This is a genomic window from Streptomyces sp. NPDC006326 (assembly GCF_040612915.1).
Classification (GTDB): Bacteria; Actinomycetota; Actinomycetes; order Streptomycetales; family Streptomycetaceae; genus Streptomyces.
Genome location: NZ_JBEXRC010000013.1, coordinates 75,142 through 97,756, shown reverse-complemented (window position 1 = coordinate 97,756; position 22,615 = coordinate 75,142). Strand labels below are relative to the sequence as shown.

At 71.0% G+C, this 22,615-nt stretch carries 22 protein-coding genes and 2 pseudogenes; 11 read left to right on the top strand and 13 right to left on the bottom strand.

The features are described 5' to 3' along the window. Window positions 1-28 precede the first annotated feature (28 nt). A complete protein-coding gene (locus tag ABZ128_RS13425) occupies window positions 29-862 on the top strand; it encodes a DMT family transporter (RefSeq protein ID WP_356848254.1) in 834 nt (277 codons plus the stop codon). Window positions 863-939: 77 nt separating this feature from the next. Here ABZ128_RS13425 and ABZ128_RS13420 read toward each other — a convergent pair whose 3' ends face one another. From ABZ128_RS13420 to ABZ128_RS13405, 4 genes and pseudogenes are all read right to left on the bottom strand, one after another. After that, window positions 940-1,422, bottom strand: a complete 483-nt coding sequence (locus tag ABZ128_RS13420) for a hypothetical protein (RefSeq protein WP_356848198.1) — start codon at window positions 1,420-1,422, stop codon at window positions 940-942. Continuing rightward, window positions 1,419-1,979: a glycoside hydrolase family 15 protein gene (locus ABZ128_RS13415; protein WP_356848253.1), complete on the bottom strand. Its 561-nt coding sequence runs from the start codon at window positions 1,977-1,979 to the stop codon at window positions 1,419-1,421. Before ABZ128_RS13415 ends, ABZ128_RS13420 begins: the two co-directional genes overlap by 4 nt. Window positions 1,980-1,993: 14 nt before the next feature. Next, window positions 1,994-3,277, bottom strand: a pseudogene (locus tag ABZ128_RS13410) (glycoside hydrolase family 15 protein); the annotation flags it as partial. 215 nt (window positions 3,278-3,492) lie between these two features. Further along, entirely contained in the window at window positions 3,493-3,939 is a 447-nt protein-coding gene (locus tag ABZ128_RS13405; protein ID WP_356848197.1) for a hypothetical protein, read from the bottom strand. A 94-nt stretch (window positions 3,940-4,033) separates the two neighbouring features. Here ABZ128_RS13405 and ABZ128_RS13400 point away from each other — a divergent pair, with 94 nt between their 5' ends. The 3 genes and pseudogenes from ABZ128_RS13400 (at window position 4,034) to ABZ128_RS13390 (ending at window position 6,421) form a co-directional block, all read left to right on the top strand. Beyond that, complete coding sequence (locus ABZ128_RS13400; protein WP_356848195.1) at window positions 4,034-4,729, top strand: helix-turn-helix domain-containing protein; 696 nt, start codon at window positions 4,034-4,036, stop codon at window positions 4,727-4,729. Window positions 4,730-4,832: 103 nt separating this feature from the next. Beyond that, window positions 4,833-5,253, top strand: a pseudogene (locus ABZ128_RS13395) (GTP cyclohydrolase I); the annotation flags it as partial. Window positions 5,254-5,413: 160 nt separating this feature from the next. Beyond that, the gene (locus ABZ128_RS13390) at window positions 5,414-6,421 is read left to right on the top strand and encodes a hypothetical protein (RefSeq protein ID WP_356848194.1); all 1,008 of its coding nucleotides are present in this window, start codon (window positions 5,414-5,416) and stop codon (window positions 6,419-6,421) included. Between the two features lie 451 nt (window positions 6,422-6,872). On the opposite strand, the gene ABZ128_RS13385 is transcribed toward ABZ128_RS13390, so the two are convergent. The 4 genes from ABZ128_RS13385 to ABZ128_RS13370 form a co-directional block, all read right to left on the bottom strand. Further along, the gene (locus ABZ128_RS13385) at window positions 6,873-7,220 is read right to left on the bottom strand and encodes a MerR family transcriptional regulator (protein ID WP_356848192.1); all 348 of its coding nucleotides are present in this window, start codon (window positions 7,218-7,220) and stop codon (window positions 6,873-6,875) included. A gap of 720 nt (window positions 7,221-7,940) precedes the next feature. Then, window positions 7,941-8,702, bottom strand: a complete 762-nt coding sequence (locus tag ABZ128_RS13380) for a thioredoxin domain-containing protein (protein ID WP_356848191.1) — start codon at window positions 8,700-8,702, stop codon at window positions 7,941-7,943. Window positions 8,703-8,785: 83 nt separating this feature from the next. Further along, complete coding sequence (locus tag ABZ128_RS13375; RefSeq protein WP_356848190.1) at window positions 8,786-9,451, bottom strand: HAD-IA family hydrolase; 666 nt, start codon at window positions 9,449-9,451, stop codon at window positions 8,786-8,788. Window positions 9,452-9,659: 208 nt separating this feature from the next. Next, on the bottom strand, window positions 9,660-10,868 hold the full coding sequence (locus tag ABZ128_RS13370; protein WP_356848188.1) for an MFS transporter: 1,209 nt from the start codon (window positions 10,866-10,868) through the stop codon (window positions 9,660-9,662). Between the two features lie 90 nt (window positions 10,869-10,958). On the opposite strand from ABZ128_RS13370, the gene ABZ128_RS13365 reads away from it, so the two are divergent. Next, window positions 10,959-11,720, top strand: coding sequence for a DeoR/GlpR family DNA-binding transcription regulator (locus tag ABZ128_RS13365; protein WP_356848187.1), 762 nt, complete (start codon window positions 10,959-10,961; stop codon window positions 11,718-11,720). Between the two features lie 78 nt (window positions 11,721-11,798). Here ABZ128_RS13365 and ABZ128_RS13360 read toward each other — a convergent pair whose 3' ends face one another. Further along, entirely contained in the window at window positions 11,799-12,293 is a 495-nt protein-coding gene (locus tag ABZ128_RS13360) for a hypothetical protein (protein ID WP_356848185.1), read from the bottom strand. A gap of 65 nt (window positions 12,294-12,358) precedes the next feature. Further along, window positions 12,359-14,449 (bottom strand): SpoIIE family protein phosphatase, encoded by a 2,091-nt coding sequence (locus ABZ128_RS13355; protein ID WP_356848184.1) that lies wholly within the window; start codon window positions 14,447-14,449, stop codon window positions 12,359-12,361. A 280-nt stretch (window positions 14,450-14,729) separates the two neighbouring features. On the opposite strand from ABZ128_RS13355, the gene ABZ128_RS13350 reads away from it, so the two are divergent. After that, complete coding sequence (locus ABZ128_RS13350) at window positions 14,730-16,277, top strand: hypothetical protein (RefSeq protein WP_356848183.1); 1,548 nt, start codon at window positions 14,730-14,732, stop codon at window positions 16,275-16,277. Between the two features lie 95 nt (window positions 16,278-16,372). Here the strand turns inward: ABZ128_RS13350 and ABZ128_RS13345 are convergent, their stop codons facing one another. Continuing rightward, on the bottom strand, window positions 16,373-16,795 hold the full coding sequence (locus tag ABZ128_RS13345) for a hypothetical protein (protein ID WP_356848181.1): 423 nt from the start codon (window positions 16,793-16,795) through the stop codon (window positions 16,373-16,375). A 476-nt stretch (window positions 16,796-17,271) separates the two neighbouring features. Here ABZ128_RS13345 and ABZ128_RS13340 point away from each other — a divergent pair, with 476 nt between their 5' ends. From ABZ128_RS13340 to ABZ128_RS13320, 5 genes are all read left to right on the top strand, one after another. Next, the gene (locus ABZ128_RS13340; protein WP_356848179.1) at window positions 17,272-17,643 is read left to right on the top strand and encodes an STAS domain-containing protein; all 372 of its coding nucleotides are present in this window, start codon (window positions 17,272-17,274) and stop codon (window positions 17,641-17,643) included. 147 nt (window positions 17,644-17,790) lie between these two features. Further along, window positions 17,791-18,207: an ATP-binding protein gene (locus ABZ128_RS13335; RefSeq protein ID WP_356848178.1), complete on the top strand. Its 417-nt coding sequence runs from the start codon at window positions 17,791-17,793 to the stop codon at window positions 18,205-18,207. Window positions 18,208-18,385: 178 nt separating this feature from the next. Continuing rightward, a complete protein-coding gene (locus ABZ128_RS13330; RefSeq protein WP_356848177.1) occupies window positions 18,386-19,162 on the top strand; it encodes a hypothetical protein in 777 nt (258 codons plus the stop codon). Between the two features lie 2 nt (window positions 19,163-19,164). Next, window positions 19,165-19,644 carry a phage holin family protein gene (locus ABZ128_RS13325; RefSeq protein ID WP_356848176.1) on the top strand — a complete coding sequence of 160 codons (480 nt, stop codon included), beginning with the start codon at window positions 19,165-19,167 and terminating at the stop codon, window positions 19,642-19,644. After that, the gene (locus tag ABZ128_RS13320; RefSeq protein WP_356848175.1) at window positions 19,620-20,291 is read left to right on the top strand and encodes a DUF3618 domain-containing protein; all 672 of its coding nucleotides are present in this window, start codon (window positions 19,620-19,622) and stop codon (window positions 20,289-20,291) included. Before ABZ128_RS13325 ends, ABZ128_RS13320 begins: the two co-directional genes overlap by 25 nt. Before the next feature lie 9 nt (window positions 20,292-20,300). Here the strand turns inward: ABZ128_RS13320 and ABZ128_RS13315 are convergent, their stop codons facing one another. Both ABZ128_RS13315 and ctaD read right to left on the bottom strand, forming a co-directional pair. Beyond that, complete coding sequence (locus ABZ128_RS13315; RefSeq protein WP_356848174.1) at window positions 20,301-20,639, bottom strand: hypothetical protein; 339 nt, start codon at window positions 20,637-20,639, stop codon at window positions 20,301-20,303. 15 nt (window positions 20,640-20,654) lie between these two features. Then, window positions 20,655-22,397 (bottom strand): cytochrome c oxidase subunit I, encoded by a 1,743-nt coding sequence (gene ctaD / locus ABZ128_RS13310; RefSeq protein ID WP_356848173.1) that lies wholly within the window; start codon window positions 22,395-22,397, stop codon window positions 20,655-20,657. Between the last annotated feature and the right edge of the window lie 218 nt (window positions 22,398-22,615).

Sequence of the window (22,615 nt, the reverse complement as noted above, 5' to 3'; positions counted from 1 at the left end):
TCCCGGGGCGCTCTCCAGCTCCACGCACCTGGCCGGAGTCGCCTCGGCGGTGCTGCACGCCGTCTGGAACGCCCTCACCCACGGCCTGCGCGACAAACTGGCGGGCTTCACACTCATCAGCCTCGCCTCCGCGGGCTGCGGAGCCGTCCTCGTCTGCCTCGCCCCGCTGCCGGACCCGGCGGCCTGGCCGTACATCGCCGCTTCCGCCGCTCTGCAGGTCACGTACCAGCTCCTGCTCCTGCGCGCCTATCAACTCGGGGACTTCGGCCAGATGTACCCCACCGCCCGGGGTACCTCACCCGTCGTGGTGGCGCTGGTCTCCACCACCCTCCTCGGCCACTCCCTGCCCGTCGGCCAGGCCCTCGGCATCGCGGTGGTCTCCTGCGGCCTGGCCGGTCTCGCCCTCGCCGACGGAATCCCCGGCCGCGACCAACTGCCCGCACTGGCCGCCGCGGTCGGGACCGGCGTGGTGATCGCCTCCTACACCCTGGTCGACGGCAGCGGCGTCCGCGTCTCCGGCAGCGTCTTCGGCTACATCGCCTGGCTGTTCCTCTGCCAGGGACTCGTCCTCCCGCTCATCGCCTGGGGCCGCCGGGGCCCTGCCCTGCTGACCGCGCTGCGCCCGCTCTGGGGCCGCGGCATGGCCGGCGGGCTGCTGTCCCTCCTGGCGTACGGGCTCGTCGTATGGGCGCAGTCCCGCGGTGACCTCTCGACCATCGCCGCCCTGCGGGAGACCAGCATCGTCTTCGGCGCCCTGATCGGCGCGCTCGTGTTCCGCGAACGGCTCGGCCACCGGCGCATCACCGCCAGCACCGCTGTCCTTGCAGGCATCGCGGTGCTCCAGCTCACCGGTGGCCCCTGAGGCGTCGTCACCGCGAGGAGCGCATCCTCGCCCGGCTCACCCATGGGCCCTCTCTCGACGAAGGCCGCCCACCGCACTCACGCTGCCGCATCCGTGAAGCCGCCGACGATCGCTCCGTAGCCGATGTGGGCGAGGACGGTGACCAGGGGGGTGCCGGGGCCGTAGTTGCGCATCAGGAAACCGGGCGGTTCCAGCAGCGCGCTCTGTGGGGCGCTGGTCAGGGGGCTGCCCATGCGCGGGTGGACCAGTGGAAGGAGGATGTTGACCAGTGCGGTGCCGGCGAAGAGGCCGTGCGCGAGCCCGAAGAGGGCGCCCAGCCACCAGCCGGCCTGGTCCAGGGCAGCGAAGACGGCGAGGTAGACGAACGCGAAGACCTGTCCGTTGAGGAAGTGCAGCAGATAGCCGACGGCTTTGGCGCGGGTGCGGTTGGCGGTGACCGCCGTGCCGAGGAGGAACGGCAGATCCATGCGGGTCAGTCGCAGCTCACTGGCGGCGCGCAGTGCGGTCGTCAGGGCGAGGGTGCCGACGAAGGCGCCCGCGGCGGTTCCCCACGCGTTCACCGTGCCGTGTCCTTGCTCGCGGCGGTGATGGCGCAGGCGGCGCTGATCAGCGCCAGGTGGCTCAGGCCCTGCGGCAGGTTTCCCAGGAAGTCGCCGGTGGCGGGGTCGATCTCCTCGCCGTAGAGGCCGACGTCGTTGGCGAGGCCGACCAGCTCCTCCATCAGCTCGACGGCCTGCGCGAGGCCGCCGGTGCGGGCGAGGGATTCGGCAAGCCAGAAGGAGCAGGCGAGGAAGGCTCCTTCGCCGCCGGAAAGGCCGTCTTCGCCGGAGTACCGGTCGACGTAGGGCCCGTGCCGCAGGTGGCGGTCCAGAGTGCTGATCGTGGCACGCATGCGGTGCGCGTTGCCGCCGTATCCGTAGAGGTGGCCCAGGAGGACGGCGGCGTCCAGGTCGTCGCCGCCGGCGGCGCGAACGTAGCTGTCGCGGCGGTGCGAGAAGCAACGGGTCTCGATGAACGCGGCGATCTCGTCGCGTGCGTGCGCCAGCGGTCGAGGTGCCGGTTCGGGATCAGGCCGGATTCGGCGAGGTCGGCGGCGCGGTCGAGTGCCACCCAGCACATCATCTTGGACTGGGTGAAGTGCCTGGGCGGGCTGCGGACCTCCCAGATGCCCGCGTCCGGCTCCTGCCAGACCGTGCAGACGAAGTCGGCCAGCTCCGCCAGACGGCGGGCGACGTCCCCGTCCAGGCCGCCGACGGCCTGGGCGTACTGCCAGGCCGTCTGCATCAGCTCGCCATAGGTGTCCAGCTGGACCTGCGCGACCGCGGCGTTGCCGATGCGGACCGGGCCGGAGCCGCGGTAGCCCTGCCAGGGCAGGACCTTTTCCGGGGCGCGGTGCCCGCCGTCCAGCCGGTACAGCACGTTCAGGGCGGGGTGGGTGAGCTGGGAGGCGTGCATCAGCCACCAGAAGTAGGCGTGCGTCTCCGCCGGGCAGCCCAGGCGCTGGAAGGCGGCCACCGTGAAGGCGGAGTCGCGCACCCAGGAGAAGCGGTAGTCCCAGTTGCGCTCGCCGCCGATCTCCTCCGGCAGTGAGGTCGTCACCGCGGCCGCGACCGCCCCGGAAGGGGCGTGGACCAGCAGTTTCAGCGCCAGCAGGCTGCGCATCACCGCCTGGTGCCACCGCCCCGTGTACAGGCGGTCGTGCACCCACCCCCGCCAGGCCGCGCACGTCGCGTCCAGGCGCGCCTCGCACTCGGGGCGGGTGGGCAAGACGAGGGGCTCCTGATGCGCGAACGGCATCGCGATCACAGCGGTTCGGCCTCGGCCCAGTTCGCAGTGGCCGCTGATCGCCTGGTCGTCGCATACGGGTTCACCGGCGTTCCAAGCGCAGACGGCGAGCGCGTCCCTCCCGGCTGTCGCCACCGGGACACCGGCGCGCCGGGCGATCCGGGTGCGACTGGTGCCGTAGCCGAAACGGGGCTGCACGCTCCACTGCAACGGCACGGCCCCGGAGAGTCCGTCCACGCGTCGCAGCAGCTCGCGCATCGGCGTGAGCGTCGCGTCGTCGTGGAGGGTGAGCGCGTCGGTGACGCGCACTGTCCCACGGCTGGTGAGGAAGGTGGTCTCCAGGACGTTGGTGTCGGGCAGGTAGCGGCGCTCGGCCCGGTAGGGCACGGACGGTACGAGCGTGAACCGGCCGCCGCGGGCGGCGTCCAGCACGGCGCCGAACACCGCGGGCGAGTCCAGGTCGGGCAGGCACAGCCAGTCCACCGACGCGTCCCGGGCGACCAGGGCGGCGGTGCGGCCGTCACCGATCACGGCGTAGTCCCGCAGCGGCGCGTACCCGCCGAGCCGCACGTCTCCGGGCGACAGGCCCGGATCAGTGGCGCGTGCGGGAGAACCACGGATGCGTCCCATGACCACCACCCTCTCGCGGGGGCTGCCCGCCCGCCGGTCCGCGTAGGCCGATTCCCCGGTCCGGGTCCTCACCGGCACGGCACGGGGGGCAGGCGGTGAGCCGCAGCGGGGGGTCGGGCCCGCCGCAGCAGCGGCTGCGGCTGCGGCTGCGCTGCGGGTGAGCCGGGCGGAGGGGCCCACCCGCTTTCGTCACCTCCCTGCGGCTGCTCGTGCCGTCAGTGAGCGGGCTGCTTGCCGTGGTAGCGCTGGGCGAGCCGGGCGAGCGCGACCGCACCCAGCAGGAGCCCGAAGTCACGCAGTGCGATGTCGTAGTAACCCGGGATGGTCAGCAGGTTGACGATGATGCCGGCGAGCCATCCGGCCACCAGCCAGCCGCCGAAGCGCGGGGCGAGGGCGACGACGAGGCCCGCCACGATCTCGATGACGCCGACGGCGTACATGGCGGCCTGGGCACTGCCCGGGACGATGTCGTTGATCCACGGCGCGAGGTACGTGGGCCAGTCGACGAGCAGGTTGGCGAACTTGTCCAGCCCGAACAGGATCGGCGCCACGGTGAACCCGGTGCGCAGGATGACGAATGCCTGGTAGCCGGGGTCGGAGAGCGCAGCTCTCCGGGACGTGGTGGCCGGGGTGGACGGGGTGGGGGTGGTTGCGGACGACATGACGTACGCCCTTCCTTCTATCGGCAACTTTCACTAGCAATAGAAACGCGCCAGCCTTCTTTAGTCAATGGCTGTGGGTTTTACACTGGTCTGCATGGACCACCCGCATGAGGCACCCCGCCCCGACGTCTCCGCCGTCGCCGCGCTCGACGAGCCGACGCGCAGAAGGCTCTACGAACACGTCGTGCGCCAGCCGGGACCAGTCAGCCGCGACGAAGCGGCCGAAGCCCTGGACCTGCCTCGGAAGACCGCGGCCTTCCACCTGGACCGCCTGGCGGACGAATCACTGCTCGACGTCGTCTACGAACGGCGCAGCGGCCGCACCGGTCCGGGGGCGGGCCGCCCCGCCAAGCTCTACAAGCGCTCCGCCAGGCAGGTCACCGTGAGCCTGCCCGAGCGGCACTACGAGCTGGCCGGACGACTCCTCGCCCAAGCCCTGGAGCAGTCCGAAGCCACCGGCGAACCGGTGCGCACCGTCCTGCACCGAAAGGCCCACACCCTCGGCGCGGAGCTCGCCGGGCAGGGCGAAAGGGGCGTGTTCGACCTGCTGGAAGGCAACGGGTTCGAGCCCCGCCGCGACGGTGACGCCATCGTGCTGGGCAACTGCCCCTTCCACGCGCTGGCCCGCGACCATACCCAGACGGTGTGCGGCATGAACCTCCACCTGCTCCGCGGCGTCCTCGAAGGACTCGGCGAGGGCGACTACCAGGCATGCCTGGCACCCAGTCCCGGCCACTGCTGCGTCCGCCTTGAGCCCGCCACCTCCGCAGCCACCACGGCGAGCTCCTAACGCAGGACCACCGCCAGGCAGCACCTTTCCCCTCACCCGAGGAGTACTCCATGGACCTCGCCGCATCGATCACCGGCAAGGCGTCGTGGAAGGCTGACCTGCCGGCATCGACACCGGAACCGAGAGCCTGAACGGCACTCCCGGCCGCATGGCGCGCGCCTACGCCGAGCTGTTCAGCCTCCGCCCCTTCGACCTGACGACCTGCCGTTCGTCGGCACCGCCCACGTCGGCTACCTCCCCGGGCACCGCATCCTCGGCCTGTCCAAACTGGCGCGTGTCGTCGAACACTCGCATGTCGGCCCCAGGTCCAAGAACGCCTGACCAAGCAGATTGCCGACTGGCTGCACACCCATCTGGAACCCAAGGGCGTCGGCGTCGTGATCGAAGCAGAGCACACCTGCATGACCCTGCGCGGCGTCCAGGCCACCGGCTCCAGCACCCTCACCTCCACCCGCCTCGGCACGCTCCGCCATGACGCGCGCTCCCGCGCCGAATTCCTCTCCCTCACCGGGCTTTCCACCTGAACCCACACCCCCTTGGTGCGCTGGTACGCGGGCCGGGCAGATACAGCGCCGGCGTGGCGACCGCGCCAACGAGCAGTGCCTGCCGAGGCAGCCCTGTTCGTGGGGGCCGGGGCGACTACGATGCGTGGGTTCGACAGCGCAGGACAACGGGGGGCGTGGCGTGAGCGGTTACGGCGGGGGCGCGTACGGGGGTCCGGTGGGCGGTGCGGACGGTCGGCAGCCGACGGGCTGGGCCGGCCAGGGCTCCCCGGTCCCGCCGCCTGGGCCTCCGTACGCCGCGCCGCCGGGGTACCCGTACGCCCCGCCGCCGGGGTACCCGTACGCCCCGCCGCCGGGGTACCCGTACGCGCAGCCGGTCCCGCAGCAGGCGTACCCCTACGCGTGGGCCCATCCGCCGGTCCCGCCGCCGCGCGCCGAACCGTCGCGGGGGCGGAAGATCCTGCGCGGCGTCTACAACCCGCTGTACGCCGCCCAGCTGGCCTTCCGCCCTTCGCGCCGGGGGATCGTGCACGATCCGCAGGTCCGCAGGCTCCAGTTGTGGCGTACCGCGCTGGGACTCGTGGCCTGGGTGGGCCTGACGGCCACCTACAACGCCGTCGTCAGCGTCACCGACGTCGAGGCCGTGGCGGACGATCGCCTCAACCAGAGCTGGTCCAGCGTGCTGGTGCTGGTGTGCACCTTCCCCGTGGTGGTCGGCGCGTTCGTGGCGGCTGCGCGGGGCGGATTGCGACGCGTCTACCTGCGACGGGCCCTGCGTTCACTCGGCGCGGTGCTCGCCATCATGGCCTCCATGGGTACCTCGGCGCTCGCGATGGCGCCGGAGTTGGCGGGGCTCCGGGACGCCGTCGGGCTGCCGGGAAAGATCACCATCGGGGTGCTGTGCCTGTGGTCGATCGGTTTCGCCCTCTACGGCATCGGCCTGTCGCTCGTTCACGTCTTCCGTACCGCCGACATCCACGAGGTGGTGCCGCCGGTCCTCGCCGGCGTCCTCGTGTGGGAGATGGCGCTCCTGGACGTGGTCACGGGCGCCTACCCGCAGGTCCCGGCGGGCGTCCGGGCGGTGTTCGTCCTCGGCGCCCCCGTCACCGTCACGGCCCTGTCCTGGTGGGAGATGCGCCGACTGCGCCGCCACCACGGGCTGACGGTCCGTGCCGCGCTGGGGCGCTGACGACCTGTCCGCCAGGTTCCGCAGCGAGCGCCTGGCCCGGCAGCACCGGCCACGACGCGTCGATGCGCGCCGCGACACGTCCGGAGGAGCCCTCGGACGCCTGTTCGCCGGTGTCGACGCCCCCTGGATGGGCACGCGTGCTTACATGACTCTCTTACTGCTGTTCCTGCTGCCCCTCGGACTGGCCCTCGTACTGCTGACGACCACCGAGCCGCACAAGCACGGCCGACACCGCCACACCCGCTGACCGCCCGCCCGGCCCGGAGACGGGAAGCGCCGGGTGGACCGTGCGCGGTGGGGCCATCCGCTGCGCTTCGCGCGGCTGCGCCTGGGCGTCACGGCACGGGCACCATCGGGCCCGTTGCACCAACACCGCCGCTCACGGTGACGCCACCCCACGGGGCAGTGGGTCCCTCGGCATTCGCACAGCCGCCATGGGAGACGGCGGGGGTCATGCGGGGGCCTTCGACTGGTGGCCGGTCTCTTGGGCTGCGCGGAGCTCTTGGTTGATGCGTTGGGCTTCTTCGAGCTGGTCTTCGAGGATGATGATGCGGCAGGCCGCTTCTATGGGTGTGCCCTGGTCAACGAGTTCGCGGGCGCGGGCTGCGATGCGCAGCTGGTAGCGGGAGTAGCGGCGGTGGCCGCCTTCGGAGCGCAGTGGGGTGATCAGGCGGTGTTCGCCAAGGGCGCGGAGGAAGGCGGGGGTGGTGCCGAGCATGTCGGCAGCCCGGCCCATGGTGTAGGCGGGGTAATCGTCGTCGTCGAGGTTGGCGACGGGGTGGGCACTGCGAGGGGGCATAGGCCTCTTCTTTCGGGACGCGTCGAGGGGCCCGGGTGCCGTACTGGCACCCGGGCCCCGAGCTTTCAACACCATCTACCGGCGAACTACGCCGGCCTTCTGTGTCCGCGTGCCCGCCCGGCTGGGCGGGGGTGCGGGGATCGCGTATGCGTGACCGGGGACCACCTTCCAATCCGGGGCCTGCGTACCCGAGCGGACTGCTCCTGCGCCCGGGTGATCCTGATGGCGCTCTGCTCCTTACTCTTTCGATCGCTTGTACTGCCGGGTACTGCGGTACTGCTCTGCGGCCCCTGGGGCCGCTCGGCCCGGCAGCCAGTGAAGGAACCCACCGTTTCCGGCCCCGTCACTCCGCTGCCGTTCCGCACCTGCGTTGATCCGCGTGAGCGGCAGCTTCGTCTCTGCCGCGCCTTCTTCGACTTCCTTGGCTACGAGAAAATGTTAGCCACGACGCGCGGCGAATGTCTATCTCCGCCGCCACAGATTTCCTTCACGAGCCTCACCCGCAGGGTGTAAGTTCCCACTCAGTCCACCGCGGTGCCACACAAGCCGTGGGGGAAGCCCGTTTGGGGGCGGAGATCGGGGATACACGCGCCCGTGACGGTGGCGTCTCCCGCAGACGGAGGACCACCGCGGCTGGTGACCGCACCGGCGTCCCGTCCCCCCGGGCGCCGGTGCGGGCCGTCGGCACAGCGGCAGCGGCTCTGCGCCCCGCCCAGCTCTTCAGGAGCGCTCGTTCCGCCAGACCTCAGGGGCGTTGTCGATCACCGTCAGCAGGCGCGTGAGGCGGTCCTCGTCGAAGAGGTCTCCTCGGACATCACCCGTGAGCATCGTGGTGTTGATGGCGACGGAGGGAGTGCCCGGTCCGATCGGATCGTCCCCGGTCTGCTGGTACGCCTTCTGCGAGGCGGTCACGAAGTCGCCGTACTTCATGGTCGACACCGCGGCGTCGAAGGTCTCGCTCCGCAGCCCGGGCACCTCGTCGGCAAGACTCAACAAGCGCTGGGTGGTGTAGCCGCCGGAGGCTTCGACCCCTGCCTGGTGCTCCATCAGCACGGCGTGGTACTCGGTGAACTTCTGCGCGTCGAGCGCCGCGCGCAGGGCGTTGACCGCGCGTTTGGAACCGTCTCCGCCGAGCCTGTCGTCCTTGAAGGAGGCGAGGGTGTACTCCGTCTTCGCCTGGCGCTTGATGGTCCGCTCGCGGATCGCCTTGGCACCACTGGATTCGAAGTCCGCGACGATCGGGCAGCGCGGGTCTTCGTAGAGCCGGACGGCCATCGCGGCGTCCGGGTCCCCCACCGTGATCGTCGTGCCGTCCGACGACAGCGCCTCGGGCAGCTCGGTGGCTCCCGCGTAGGCCTGCGGTGCCGGCTCGTCCTCGGGCTGCAACGCCGCCAACGCGCCCGGACCGAAGCTCACCGCGGCCACTGCCAGCGTCCCCCACACGGCCGCGTAAGCCAGGGGTCTGACATATCTGACCTGCATCGATTCCCTCCCCATACGAAAGCGCCACTCTAGGGTCCCGGCATGAGAAAACGCACCCCCGGGGGACGACCCCCTGGAGGCGCTCAGTCGGCTGTCGCAGCGGTCCGCCCAGGGACGCGGCCGACCCCTGTCCTTTGTCGCGGCAGCCACGTGTCAAGGGCTGCTGCCAATGCGTCGCGCCCGGTGAAGACGTGTCCGTTCATGCCGCAGGCCTGCGCTGCGCGCGCATTCTCCTCGCGGTCGTCGACGAAGAGGAAGTCGGCGGGGGCGGCGTGCATGGCGACGATGCAGTGGCGGAACGCCGCCCGGTCCGGCTTGGCCAGGCGGATCTTCCCGGAGAAGGCGACGTGGTCCAGGTCGTGCAGCCACGGCTGGGCGGTGAGGAAGGCATCCGCGTGGTCCGCGGGGATGTTGGACAGCAGGGCGACCTCGGCGACGTCCCGCAAGGACTGGACGTAGGCCACCATGCGGTCGTCGACGCGTGACCAGCTGTCGATGTCGGCGAGTCGCAGCTTCTCCGTCGTGGAGGGGCCGGCCGTGAGGGACAGCCGGCGCAGGACGGCCGTCCAGTACTGGGGGGCCGACCACTGCCCGGCGTCGTAGGGCGGGCGGCAGGCCCAGTAGGCAGCGGTGAAGGCGTCCGTGGACGCGCCGCTCAGGGCGGCCATCTCGTCCATGGCGCCCGGGCGTTGATGGCAGGCGATGACGCCGAAGAGGTCGAACAGCACGATGGGTCGGTTGGCGGGCACGGCGGGGGCTCCTCCAGGTCAGGCGGTGTCTTTCAGGGGCGGACGCGGCCGCGGGATGGCCGGCGGGACGGTGCCGGTGGTCTCGGTGAGGACGATGCCTGCGCAGCGCACGTAGTGGCCGCTCGCGGGGAGGACTCGCCTACGAGGAGCAGGGGCGGGGAGGCGAGGGGCTTGTGCGGCACGGGTCAGGACCGTGCCGCACAAGCGGTCAGTGGCCGCTGCGTGCCATCTCGCTCTGGCGTGTGCGGTCGGATCCGGTGCGGAGGATCCCGGCGCCCACTGCGGTGGTCACACACAGCAGGGTCAGCAGGACGAAGGCGTGGTTCAGGGCGACGAGATGGGTCAGCCAGCCGATGACGGCGGGACCGGCGAGCATGCCGACGTAGCCGAGCCCGGCGACGCGGGAGACGTTGGCGCCGGCGGCCGCGGGGTCGGCGTGCCCGGCCGCGCTGAACAGCTGCGGGACGCAGCCGGACAGGCCGAGGCCGAACAGCGCCCAGCCCGCGAACGCGGCCCACATCCACGGACCGAGAGCCACGAGCGTGATGCCGGCGGCGGCCGTGGCCGCGCCGTGGCGCAGGATCGCCGTGGAACCGAACCGGGCGACGAGGCGGTCGGCGAGCAGTCGGCCGGTGGTCATGGCCGCCGCGAAGGTGCCGTATGCGAAGGCGGCGGTGCCGGCCGGCGCACCGAGTACGTCCCTCAGGTGCAGAGCGCTCCAGTCGTTGGCCGCGCCCTCGCACAGCATGACCATCAGCGCCAGGACGGCGAGGAGCCGGACGCGCCCCCTGGTGCCGGGGCGCGTGACGGCCGGTGATGCCTCGGTCTCCTCCACGGGGCCGGTGCCGGCAGTTGCGGGGATGGCCGGCCGCAGGGCGCGCGCCGACGCCAGGGCGATCACGCAGCCCACCGCGCCCGTGGCGGCCATGCTCGTGACCGGATTCAGGCCGGCGCTCGCGGCACCTGCTCCGACGAGCGAGGCGAGGACACCGCCGACGGAGAACGTGGCGTGGAAGCCCGACATGACGGGCCGGCCGTACGCCGTCTCCACGTGCACGGCGTGGGCGTTCATGCTCACGTCCAGTCCGCCGTTGCAGAATCCGAAGAGCAGCAGCGCTCCTGCCAGCGTCCACGGATCCCGGGCCACACCGGGAAGCACCAGGGTCGCGCCGCACAGTACGCCGCCGGCGGGCACCACGATGCGGGCGCCGAAGCGGTCGGTCAGACGCCCAGCCACCTGCATCCCGGTGAAGGCCCCGAGCCCGAGCAGCACCAGCAGGCCGCCCAGCGTCGCGTGGCTGATGCCCACGCGCTCCTCGACGGCGGGAATGTGCACCACCCAGGCGCCCATCAGGGTGCCGCACAGGACGAAGTAGACATAGGTCGCCACACGGGCGGCCCGAAGCGAACGTTCCATGCCACCGACCATAACGAACATGATTTGTGTTTGATAGAGGAGCCTATGAACGTCTTGCCTGTTCGTTTTGGGATGGTGTTCAATCCCGGTATGAGCAATGCAGACCGGCACAGGCGGATCGCGCAGACCGTCAGGGACTCCGGCGGCGCCACGGTCCAGGAGCTCGCGAAGCTGACCGGCGCCTCGGACATGACGATCCGGCGCGACCTCGACACCCTGGCCGCGCAGGGCGTCCTCGAACGGGTCAGAGGCGGGGCACGCCCCCTGCTGCTCAGGGGCGAGGAGCCTCCGTTCGCACTGCGTGCCCACGAGGCCGTCGACGCCAAGCGCCGGATCGCCGCCGCGGTCTGCGCCCTCATCGCCGACGGCGAGAGCGTCGTGCTGGACAGCGGCACCACCTGCCTGGAGGTCGCCCGGTTCCTTCGCGAGCGGCCCGTCACCGTGATGCCCCTGTCCCTGCAGGCCATCCACCTGCTCGGCGAGACACCCGGCCCGGCCACCCTGGTGGTGCCCGGCGGACAGCCCCGCGCCGCCGAGGGAGCCCTCACCGGCCCCCTCACCCTCGCCTCCCTGGCAGCCCTGCGCTTCGACACCGCCGTCATCGGCTGCTGCGGACTGAGCGCGGCCGACGGCCTGACCGCCTACGACCTCGATGACGCCGCGGTGAAAAAGGCGAGCATCGCCTCCGCCCGCCGCACCGTCGTCGCCACGGACGGCGGCAAGCTCGGCCGCACCGCCCACGCCTACGTCGGCCCCTCCACGCTGCTGCACACCCTCGTCACCGACACCACCGCAGACGCCGACGAGGTGACCGCACTCGAAGGCGCCGGCACCCTCGTCAAAACCGCCTGACCCGTCCGCTGCGCGGGCGCACGCGCGGGACGGTGCTCGGTCTGCGCGCCCGCTCCGGCCGCCCGGCGGTCCGAGGAGTCAGGGGCCTTCCGCCGGCGCTTCCACGGACTGCGCGTGGGGGCACCGTACGTCGGCGGTCATGACCGGGATCCGCATACGGCGCAGGAGATCACGGGTCGTGCGCAGACTCAGGGTGCTCCGCCAGGAGACTCCCGGGTGGCGGGAGCGCAGGTGGGACAGCGCCCGGGTTCCCAGGCCCGTGGACAGGAACCGTTCGTCGATGACGATGCCCGTGATGACGGCCTCCGCGCAGTCCAGGCATATCCGGTAGTGGACCCGGCCGACGACCTTGCGGACATGGACGAGGAGGAGGCATTCCTCACCCGGGCCCGCATCACCGGGGATACGCGTGGACAGGAACTCGACTTCCCGGTACGCGAGGAGTCGGCGCCGAAAGCGACCCGTGAATCGTCCCCAGCGCCCGTGCCGCGCCCGGTGGGCAGGCGACAGGAGAGCACCGGCCTGGGCCGGGCTGCTCGACGTGCTCGTGGAACGCGCCTGTTGTCCGTACATGGAAGCCCGTGTGCCCACGGGTGGCCCGTTGACGCCCCCGTACGCCGGATCTGCCGCGACCGCGGTCAGGACGTGGTGCTCGGCCCGGCTTGCGCGATGAGGAGGGCGACGTCGTCGTGGTCGTCGGGATGACGCATCGCGTCGACCAGCCACCGGCAGGTCTGCTCCAGGGGCCTGGGCGGTTCGGCGAGGGTGCGGAGCAGGGCGTCCAGGCGCTCGTCGATGGGGTGGTGGCGGGTCTCGATCAGCCCGTCGGTGTAGAGGAAGAACCGGTCCCCCGGGTCCAGGGTGAAGATGGTGGTGTCGAAGGGAACGCCGCCGACGCCGAGCGGCGCCCCGGTGGGCAGCTCCAGCAGTTCGGGTGGCAGCCCGTTGCGGACCAGGGCGGGCGGCAGGTGGCCGGCATTGGCGATGTGACACCGCCGGTGATGTGGGTCGTAGACGGCGTAGATGCAGGTGGCGATGTAGTGCTCCAGGCCACGAGTGATCTTGTCCAGGTGTTGGAGGACCTCCCCGGGAGGGAGGTCGAGATCGGCGAAGGCGCAGGTGGCGGTGCGCAGGCGTCCCATGGTCGCGGCGGCGTCGATGCCGTTGCCCATGACGTCGCCGACGACGAGGGCGGTTTTGTCTCCCTCAAGCGCGATGACGTCGTACCAGTCGCCGCCGACCTCGCTGGAGGCCTGGGCGGGCTGGTAGTAGGCGGCGACTTCGAGGCCCGTGAGCCGGGGCGGCCGGCCCGGCAGCAGGCTGCGCTGGAGGGTTTCGGCCGCGTTGCGCACGCTCTGGTGCCAGCGGGCGTTGTCGATGGCGATGGCCGCCCTGGCGGCCAGCTCTCCGGCCAGAAGGACGTCGTCGTCGTCGAAGGGTGCCGGGTTGCGTGCGCGCAGCAGGTCGAAGGCTCCGAGGACCTCGTTGCGGGCGATCAGCGGCACCGCGAGGTACGAATGCACGCCCGCGCGGGCGAAGGCGGCTGCGGCGTCGGTGTTCCGGGCGATCCGCTGCAGGTCCTCCCGGTCGGTGTGGGCGATGACGACGGGCCGGCCCGTGTGGACGCACTGGGTGATGAGGCGGTCGGCATCGTAGGCGGCCAGGTCCCCGACCTTGTCGGCAACGGCGGCGGCTTCGGTGGGGTAGGCGCAGGCCACGGCGAGTGCACGGAACAGCTCCGAGCCGCCGTGGGAGCCGGGTGTGGTGCGGCGAAAGGCCAGGATTGCGTCGAGGACGTCGACCGCCGCCACGTCCGCGAGTTCGGGAACGGCGACCTCCGCCAGCTCCTGGGCGGTCTTGGTCACCTCAAGTGTGGTGCCCACACGGGTGGAGGCGTCGGCGATCACGGCCAGACGGCGACGGGCCCGGTCCGCCTCGGTGGTGGCGCGATGCCGTTCGCTCACGTCCACGACCGAGTTGGCCACCCCGATCACCCGCCCGCTGGCCCCTTCGAGCCGGTAGAAGGACACTGACCAGGCGTGATCGTGGTCGGGGTCGGCCGGGGTGCGACCAACGGTGTACTGGTCGATCAGGGGCGTACCGGTGAGCAGGACCTGTCTGAGGGCGGACTCGATGGTTTCGACGTCCAGGAACGGCAGGATGTCGTGGGGGTGACGGCCGATGTGGTCGGCGGCGGGCACCCCGTTGATCCGCTCCAGCGCGGGGTTGACCAAGAGGTAGCGCAGGTTGGTGTCCAGGAGCGCGATGCCGATCGGCGCCTGGGAGACGAGTCGCTCCGACAGGGCGAGATCGGTCTCGACGCGCTGAAGCGTGCCGTGGTCGGCGGCGATCCCCAGGGCGTAGACCTCGCCCAGGTCGTCGAGCAGCCGCATGTTGCGGAACTCCACCAGGCGGGTGCCGCCGTCCTTGTGCCGGATCGGGAAGGCGCCGGCCCAGCTGGCGCCGGTCGCCATCACCTCGGCGAACAGCTTCACCACCAGGTCGCGGTGCTCCTCCTGGACCAGGAGCCGTCCCGCGTACTCGCCCAGGGCTTCTTCGGCCGTGTAGCCGAACACCTCGTCCGCCTGCGGGCTCCAGAAGACGATCCGTCCGGTGGTGTCCAGGACGACCGCGGCAACGCTGAGCAGATCCAGCAGACCGCCCGGCGGTGACGGTCCGGCTGCCCAGTGCTCACCCTTGTCGTCGGGGAGCGGCTCGCCTTCGTCCATCCGGCAGCTCCCTCCTGACGGAACGCGCCCCTGCGCCTGCCGAGGACCTTCTCCTCCATGCTGCGCCCGGAACGGGGCAGAGACGATTCGCAGAGATGTGCCGGCAGTCACCGACCGCTCTCGTCGCGTGTGCCTGGCGGCCTTGCGCAACTCGCGCCGTTGCGTCGGCCCCGGGTTCAGGCAGCGATCGTACCGGCGGTTTCGGCCGTCTGCCGCCTGAAATGGCGTGGGCGTTCCGCGCCGGGCAGGGTGGGGGTGCCCACGCCCCGGAGGTGCGTCGATGCCCCAGAAGGCAGGAGCGGTCCCGAGTCCGCCGAGCGTCCAGGCCGGCTCCCCCACGGTCCGGGACCGGCGGGGCGACCTGCTCCGGCTGGGATCGGTAGCCGTCGGGTACGCCGTTGTCCAGCTCCTCCTGGCCGTACCGGGAACCGGCCTGGGATGGGATGAGACGGTGTACGTCAGCCAGGTGTCCCCCGGCTCCCCGGCCGCGTTCTTCAGCGCCCCCCGCGCCCGCGGGATCACCTACGTGGTCGCCCCGGTCGTCGCGATCACCTCTTCCGTACTGGCCCTCCGGGTCTATCTGGCGGTTCTGGCGGCCGCGGCCCTGCTGCTGTCCCTGTGGGTGTGGAGGCGGCTGCTTCCCGCCCCCGTGCCGGCTCTGGCGGGCGGCCTGTTCGCGGGTCTGTGGGTCACCGTGTTCTACGGTCCCCAGGCCATGCCCAACCTCTGGGTGGCCTTCGGGGCGCTCTTCACCGTCGGGTGCTTCCTGAGGGCCGCCGGTCGTCCCGGGGACCGCCTCGCGCTGGCCGGCGTGGCCGCGGGGGTGGCGTTCGCCGCGCTCATGCGTCCCGGTGACGCGGTCTGGCTGGTCATGCCCCTGCTGTGCGCCGCATGGGCCGTTCCGCCTTGGCGGCGAGCGGCCCTTGCGGCGGCTCTGGTGGTCGGCCTGGTTGCAGGCGGCGCGGAATGGGCGGTCGAGGCGCACCTTCGCTACGGCGGGGTCCTGCCGAGGCTCCGAAGGGCCAGTGAGATCCAAGGCGGGCTGGGCTGGAACCCGGCGTTCGCGGACCAGATGCGCTCGCTCGACGGGCGGACCCTGTGCCGCCCCTGCGATGTGGCGTGGTCCCGGCCCGTCACGGCCCTGTGGTGGTTCGCCCTGCCGCTCCTGGCCGCGGGCGGGCTCTTCGCCGCGTACCGCAGCGGAAGGGTGAAGCAGGTCGCCGTGCCCACCGGGGTCGCGCTGTTCCTCGCCCTGCCGTACCTCTTGATGATCGGATACGCGGCTCCGCGCTTCCTGCTGCCCGCATACGCGCTGCTCGCCCTTCCGGTCGCCCTGTGCCTGGCCCGGCTGGTGGCCGCGTGCCGCACCCGCCCGCTCGCCCTGAGCGCGCTCTGTGCCGCCCTGGCCGCCCATCTGGCTCTGCAGTTCGCGATCACCGGGGGCGCAGCGGCCCGCAGCCGCGCCGACCGGGCGGCGTTCACCGCCGTCGCCGGCGAACTCCACCGTCTGGGGGTGCGCCCGCCGTGCCTCCTCAGCGGCACGGAGGCGGTCCGCGCCGCGTTCGCCACCGGATGCGCTGCCCGGCAGGTGTACGGGGGTCACGACGGCAGCATCACCGCCCGTGGGCTGATCTCCCTGGCGCGGACGCGACCGACGGCCGTTCTGGTGGCGGGAAGCCTGCAACCGCCGCCTTGGGCCCGCAACTGGCACGCCCACCCGCTGCCCGACCTGCCGGGCCGGCCCCGTTACCGCGCGTACGTGGCGCCCTCGCAGTCGCCGTCAACGGCGGGCCGATCCTCCTGCTCGTGGTCCCCGCGGTCCTGCTAGCGGTGCCGTTCGCGCTCCGCAGGAACCGCGCATGGTTCATGACGTCCGGTGTCGTCGCCGCGGTCCCGTCCCCCAAGCGTCGAGCGGGCGCGGGGTCAGGACTTGGTCTCGTTGCTGCAGTACCAGTCGCCGTAGCGGCTGCCGCCGCTGTACCGGGCTTCGCACACGCGCACCGGTATGTTTTCGGTGATGTCGTAGTTGCACTGGCGGATCTCGGTGCCGTTGTCGCCGATGCTGGTGGTGTCGTAACAACCCGTGCGCAGGTCCACCCAGGTGTAGCCGTCACAGCCGACATTGGCGCAGACCCGCTGCTGGATCTTGCCGTGCACCGAGTAGCCGTCGGCGGTGTGGTCGGTGATGTAGAGCCAGTCACCGTCCGGGTAGAACGTCGAAGTGCCCCAGCTCTTGCTGACGGTCACGTTGAGCCCGCTCGCGGAGGCGGAACCTTCCATCCCGGCGACCGTGACCACGCTCACTGCCAGGGCCAGGCCCACCTGCGCCAGTCGCTTCAGCTTCATGGAGCGTTTTCCTTCCCGTCGCTGTCCGAACAGGGAGAGATGACACAGGAATCGCGATCGGTAAGTCAACTTGTTTGCGTCACGGGCCTGTTGGGACTCCACGGATTCAGGAAGGGAGCGCGTGCCGGAACATCCCCACCCCGTCAAGGGCCCGGTCGGTGGCTGTTCGGGAACCACCTCACGCCGGGAGCGGTTGGCCTCCTCCCGCCCGTCATGCTCGGCCGGCAGGGGGGGCGTACCGGAGGAAGCATGCAGCGGCCCGTATGGGCCAGCACGTGCGGTGCCGCATTGACGGCGACGGAAAGGGGTACTTTGGAAGTAGCCGTTGGCGATATCCGCGCTGCCGTGTCCCCTTACCCGCAGAGGGCACCGCGGTACGGGCCTCCTCAACCGTGCGGTCGCCGTAGAAACCGCACACTTCTTTCCCGCCTGCACCGCGCGGAAAGGGAGGGCTCCGACCGTCAAGGACGGCAGTCATGCAGCCCCACAGTCATACGCGGACATCTCCCGCCCTTCCCGGAACGCGCCCGACGCCGGTGGCAGAGGCCGAGTGCAGATCGGGGCCGAAGGGGGTTTTGATCCGCGTCCGGGGCGAGATCGACCTCGACACCGTCCACGTCATAGAGGACGCCCTGCAGGCCACCACCGAAGGCCGCACCATCGTCGACCTCAGCCACGTCGGCTTTGCGGACAGCGCACTTCTCCACGCCCTCCTCAACGCACGGGCCGACCACCGCCTCGTCCTGGCCGGACCGCTCCCCCGCCACCTGCGCAGACTCTTCGATCTCAGCAACACCCGCCGCTACTTCACCTTCACGCCCCACGCGGATACCGGCCACCCCGCCTGATCCTGTCATCCCGCCCGCTGTGACGCCCCGCGTCAGGGGCGTAGCCTTCCGGCGAACCGACCGCCCTCGCGGGGCGTCCTATCATCGGCGGCACGGGCGGCAGCAGGGCCGCCGCTTACCGGACGGAAGCGGGGGAAAGCGCACTGTATGGAAGAGTGGACCGGTTCGTCCCGAATCCATCCGGGCCCATCGACGGCGGCCTCCCCGGACGTCAGCTGCGCGGACGCCCGGGCCATGGCCCGTGACGTGCTGGCCGGGCTGGAAGCACCGCAGGAATGGGTCGAAGACGTACTGACCGTGGTGAGCGAACTGGTCTCCAACGCCCACCGCCACGCCGGCGGTGTCACCGGCTTCGAAGTCGCGGTCCGGCCCGGAGCCGTCACCGTCGAGGTCTCCGACCGCTCACCCCTTCCGCCGCAGAGCCGGCCCTGGAACCCGGAGGAGCCCGGGAGCTTCGGATGGCGACTGGTCAACCAGCTCGCCGACACCACCGACGTCCGCTTCCACCCCGGCGGCAAGACCATCACCGCCACCTTCACCCCCGACCGCCCCAGGCCCTCCTGACGGGCGGGCGGGCCGTCGAGCCCGCCCAGTGGCGCATGAGGGAGAGGCCGCGGCCGTCCCCGCTGCTCCCCGGCCGCAGGCTCCGGCAGAAACTCGCCCCGCCGTGGATGGGGTGCGGTCAGCGGGGTACGCGCCGCTTGAGCAACCGACTCATCGCTGCGCATGACCAGGAGGAGCCTTGAGTGACATCCAGGATTTCGACCGCCGGCAGGACACGACGTCGACGGGCATGGCGCACACCGCCCAGGACAAGGCAGGCGAAGGAGCGGCCCTGGTCGGGGAGAAGGTCACCGACGTGGCCCAGACCGCCAAGGAACAAGCGTCGGACGTCGTAGGCGAGGCGACGGTACAAGCGAAGGACCTCGTCGGTGAACTGCGGAACCAGCTCCAGGACCAAGCCCACACCCAGACCCGGCGCCTGGCGGACAACGTACGCAAGCTCGCCGGTGAGCTTCGCGAAATGAGCGACCACAGCACGTCCGATTCCCCCGCTGCAGGACTCGTGCGCCAGATCGCCGACGGCGGTCACCAGGTCGCGGAGCACCTGGAAAAGCGCGGGCCCGACGGGCTGGTCAGTGATCTTCAGGACTTCGCCCGCCGCCGGCCCGGAGTGTTCCTCGCCGGTGCCGCACTGGCCGGCTTCGCCGTGGCCCGAGCGGGCAAGGGCGTCAGCGGAGCGACGTCCTCGGACTCCACCGCTGGGCGTACGTCCGCCCCGGCGGCGGGCCGCCCGCCGATCGAAGCCTCGCACGCCGCAGACGCCTCCCTCACCACGCGGGGCCGTCTCGACGCGCCGGGCTACCCCGACCCCGCCGACACCTACGGGCAGTCCCAGCCACCGCACCTGACGCACGCGCCGCCGGTCACACCGGCGCCGCCCGCCTACCCGCCCACGCAGGCGGATCCTTCCCGGCCCGGGTCGGCGCACGACCCCCGGCTGGGTGAAGGGAGCTGATGGTGGCCATTTCCTCACACGAGCGGCCCACGGCCCGGCCCGCACCCCCGGTGCCCCCGGCACCCCCGGCGCCCGGCGCGTCTCGGCACGCGCCGGGCGCGACGCAAGACCCCTCGATCGGTGACCTGATCGGCGAGATCGGCACGGACCTGTCCCAGCTGGTCCGGGACGAGATCGAGTTGGCGAAGGCAGAGATCAAACAGGAGTCGACGAAGGCCGGCAAGGCCTTCGGCATGCTGGGCGGCTCCGGTTACGCCGGGCATCTGGTCCTGCTCCTGGGCAGCCTTACGGTGATCTTCGCCCTGGCGAACGTCATGGACCCGGCGTGGGCCGCGCTGATCGTCACCGCCGTTTGGGCCGTGGTCGGCGCCGTTCTGTACGCCGCCGGGCGCAAGCGCCTGCGCACGGTCAACCTCAAGCCGGAACAGACTGTGGAAACGCTGAAGGAGGATGCCCGATGGGCACGACACCCCACGAGCTGAGGGCCGACGTGGAACACCGGCGCGCTCACCTGGCACACAACGTCGACCTCCTGGCCGACAAACTGACGCCGGGCAGGGTGGCGCGCCGCAAGGCCGCCTCCGTGCGGCATCGAATGACCGGGGCGAAGGAGCGCGTGATGGGCACGGCACACGACACGGCGCACAGCGTCGCCGACAGCACCGGGCAGGCGGTCGGCGGCATGGCGGATACCGCGAAGGAAGCGGTCGGAAGCATGGGTGAAACCATTCAGCAGGCGCCGGCCCAGGTCGCACGTCAGACGCAGGGCAGCCCGCTGGCCGCCGGAATCATGGCGTTCGGTGCAGGCATGCTCGCCGCGGCTCTGCTGCCCACCACCGAGGCGGAGGAACGGGCAGGGCAGCAGCTGAAGCAGCACTCCGGCCAACTGCTCGAACCTGTCAAGCAGGCCGCCGTGGAAGCGGCACAAGAAGTGAAGGAGGAGATGAGCGGGCCCACCGCCGAGGCGGTCGAGTCGGTCAAGTCCACGGCGCAGGAAGCCATGACGACGACCAAGGACGAAGCCCAGGCAGCCGGCCGGGAGACCTCCGAGGGACTGCGCGAGGTCGGCCGCGACGCCGCCCGGGAAGTGGGCGGCACTCCCGGCAGTCAGAGTCCGCCGACCAGCTGACGGGCCCGATCAGGTCACGGCGAGCAGGATGGCTGCGGTGAAGCAGAGGGCGCAGACCATGACGCAGAGCCCGACGAGACGGGTGCGCAGCGCGGTGTAGCGCCGGCTGTATTCGGTTTCGAGTTCTTCGGCACGCTCGACGATGGCGCGCAGTCCTTGCTTGCGCAGCCGCAGATGGTGCTGTGCGAAGCGGGTGGCGATTTCCTGCTGCTCCTGGAAGCCCAGCCAGGTCAAGTCGCGGGCGAACGCCTCCCCTTCCCGGTCGGCTTCCTGCCGGGCGGCCTGGCTCACGAGGTATCCCTCGATCCGGGCCAGGCCGGCGGCCGTCTCGTGTGAGTGTTTCCTCATCGGCGCTCGCCCCCGCTACGGGGTGACGTCGGGGCCCGAGCCCGGCTCGGAGCCGCGGGGCGCGGAGGCGTTGTCCTGGTCGATGACGTCACGCTTGGGGTTGCCGCTCCAGTCGAGTGCTGCGATCTCGGGAAAGTGGAGGTCGAAGGCCGGGGATTCGGAGCGGACCCGGGGCAGGGTGACGAAGTTGTGGCGCGGTGGCGGGCAGGAGGTGGCCCACTCCAGTGAGCGGCCGTACCCCCACGGGTCGTCGACGTGGACCCGTGGGGCGTACTTGGCTGTCTTCCACACGTTGTACAAGAACGGGAGGGTGGAGGCGCCGAGGAGGAAGGCACCGATGGAGGAGAGGGTGTTGAGGGCGGTGAATCCGTCGGCTGCGAGGTAGTCGGCGTACCGGCGCGGCATGCCCTCGGCGCCCAGCCAGTGCTGCACGAGGAAGGTGAGGTGGAAGCCGATGAACAAGGTCCAGAAGTGGATCTTGCCGATGCGTTCGTCGAGCATCGTGCCGGTCATCTTCGGCCACCAGAAGTAGAAGCCGGCGAACATGGCGAAGACGACGGTTCCGAAGACGACGTAGTGGAAGTGGGCGACGACGAAGTAGGTGTCGGTGACGTGGAAGTCCATGGGCGGGGAGGCGAGGATGATGCCGGTCAGACCCCCGAAGAGGAAGGTCACCAGGAATCCGATGGACCACAGCATCGGTGTCTCGAAGGAGATCGAGCCCCTCCACATGGTCCCGATCCAGTTGAAGAACTTCACCCCGGTCGGGACGGCGATCAGGAACGTCATGAACGAGAAGAAGGGCAGCAGGACCGCCTGCGTGGCGAACATGTGGTGGGCCCACACGGTCAGCGAAAGGCCCGCGATGGAGATCGTGGCACCGATCAGGCCGAGGTAACCGAAGATGGGTTTGCGGGAGAAGACGGGAATGACCTCGGTGATGATGCCGAAGAACGGCAGCGCGATGATGTAGACCTCCGGGTGCCCGAAGAACCAGAACAGGTGCTGCCACAGGAGTGCTCCGCCGTTGGACGGATCGAAGACGTGCGCGCCGAACTTCCGGTCCGCCTCCAGCGCCAGCAGCGCCGCCGCGAGTACGGGGAACGCGAACAGGACCAGCACCGAGGTCAGCAGGATGTTCCAGGTGAAGATCGGCATCCGGAACATCGTCATGCCGGGCGAGCGCATGCAGATGATCGTGGTGACGAAGTTGACCGCGCCGAGGATGGTCCCGAATCCTGCGAACGCCAGACCCATAATCCACATGTCGCCGCCGACGTAGGGGGTGCGTTCGCCACCGCTGAGCGGGGTGTATGCGGTCCAGCCGAAGTCGGCGGTGCCCTGCGTGGTGAGCAGGCTCGCCACCACGATGACGCCGCCGAAGAGGAACAGCCAGAACGACAGCATGTTCAGCCGGGGGAAGGCCACGTCCGGGGCGCCGATCTGCAACGGCATGACCGCGTTGGCGAACCCGGCGAACGTCGGTGTCGCAAACAGCAGCAGCATCACCGTGCCGTGCAGGGTGAAGATCTGGTTGTACTGCTCGCTCGACACGATCTGCATGCCCGGACGGGCCAGCTCGGCCCGCAGCAGCAGTGCCAGCAGCCCACCGATGAGGAAGAAGACGAACGACGCGATCAGGTAGAGATGCCCGATCTTCTTGTGGTCGGTCGTCGTGACCCAGGACACCACCACCTGTCCGAGGGTTCTCCCGGGCGTCGGAACAGGAGCAACCGGCTCCTCGGTGACAGTGGCCATACGCATCCCCTGGTCGTGGTGATGAAGCGGGCAGCGCGCGGCCCCCTCGGTCCGGCTGCTGCGCGCTCCTCATCTGTAGCGCCCCATGCCCCGAACCGCCCGCCGCACGGCACGCGCGTCCGAGTGAACCGGCGACCGCCGACTGGCAGGCCACCCCTCGTTGCCCCAACGGCCGGGGCGAAGAGCGGCGGGGCAGGGCCCCGGTGACGTCGACGTTT

What these genes read in the sequence shown, in the direction of transcription:
- ABZ128_RS13385 (WP_356848192.1), bottom strand. Translation starts at nt 7,220, where the DNA reads ATGCCCCCTCGCAGTGCCCACCCCGTCGCCAACCTCGACGACGACGAT.
- ABZ128_RS13370 (WP_356848188.1), bottom strand. Translation starts at nt 10,868, where the DNA reads ATGGAACGTTCGCTTCGGGCCGCCCGTGTGGCGACCTATGTCTACTTC.
- ABZ128_RS13405 (WP_356848197.1), bottom strand. Translation starts at nt 3,939, where the DNA reads ATGTCGTCCGCAACCACCCCCACCCCGTCCACCCCGGCCACCACGTCC.
- ABZ128_RS13380 (WP_356848191.1), bottom strand. Translation starts at nt 8,702, where the DNA reads ATGCAGGTCAGATATGTCAGACCCCTGGCTTACGCGGCCGTGTGGGGG.
- ABZ128_RS13350 (WP_356848183.1), top strand. Translation starts at nt 14,730, where the DNA reads ATGCCCCAGAAGGCAGGAGCGGTCCCGAGTCCGCCGAGCGTCCAGGCC.
- ABZ128_RS13315 (WP_356848174.1), bottom strand. Translation starts at nt 20,639, where the DNA reads ATGAGGAAACACTCACACGAGACGGCCGCCGGCCTGGCCCGGATCGAG.
- ABZ128_RS13355 (WP_356848184.1), bottom strand. Translation starts at nt 14,449, where the DNA reads ATGGACGAAGGCGAGCCGCTCCCCGACGACAAGGGTGAGCACTGGGCA.
- ABZ128_RS13400 (WP_356848195.1), top strand. Translation starts at nt 4,034, where the DNA reads ATGGACCACCCGCATGAGGCACCCCGCCCCGACGTCTCCGCCGTCGCC.
- ctaD (WP_356848173.1), bottom strand. Translation starts at nt 22,397, where the DNA reads ATGGCCACTGTCACCGAGGAGCCGGTTGCTCCTGTTCCGACGCCCGGG.
- ABZ128_RS13340 (WP_356848179.1), top strand. Translation starts at nt 17,272, where the DNA reads ATGCAGCCCCACAGTCATACGCGGACATCTCCCGCCCTTCCCGGAACG.
- ABZ128_RS13335 (WP_356848178.1), top strand. Translation starts at nt 17,791, where the DNA reads ATGGAAGAGTGGACCGGTTCGTCCCGAATCCATCCGGGCCCATCGACG.
- ABZ128_RS13320 (WP_356848175.1), top strand. Translation starts at nt 19,620, where the DNA reads ATGGGCACGACACCCCACGAGCTGAGGGCCGACGTGGAACACCGGCGC.
- ABZ128_RS13345 (WP_356848181.1), bottom strand. Translation starts at nt 16,795, where the DNA reads ATGAAGCTGAAGCGACTGGCGCAGGTGGGCCTGGCCCTGGCAGTGAGC.
- ABZ128_RS13365 (WP_356848187.1), top strand. Translation starts at nt 10,959, where the DNA reads ATGAGCAATGCAGACCGGCACAGGCGGATCGCGCAGACCGTCAGGGAC.
- ABZ128_RS13360 (WP_356848185.1), bottom strand. Translation starts at nt 12,293, where the DNA reads ATGTACGGACAACAGGCGCGTTCCACGAGCACGTCGAGCAGCCCGGCC.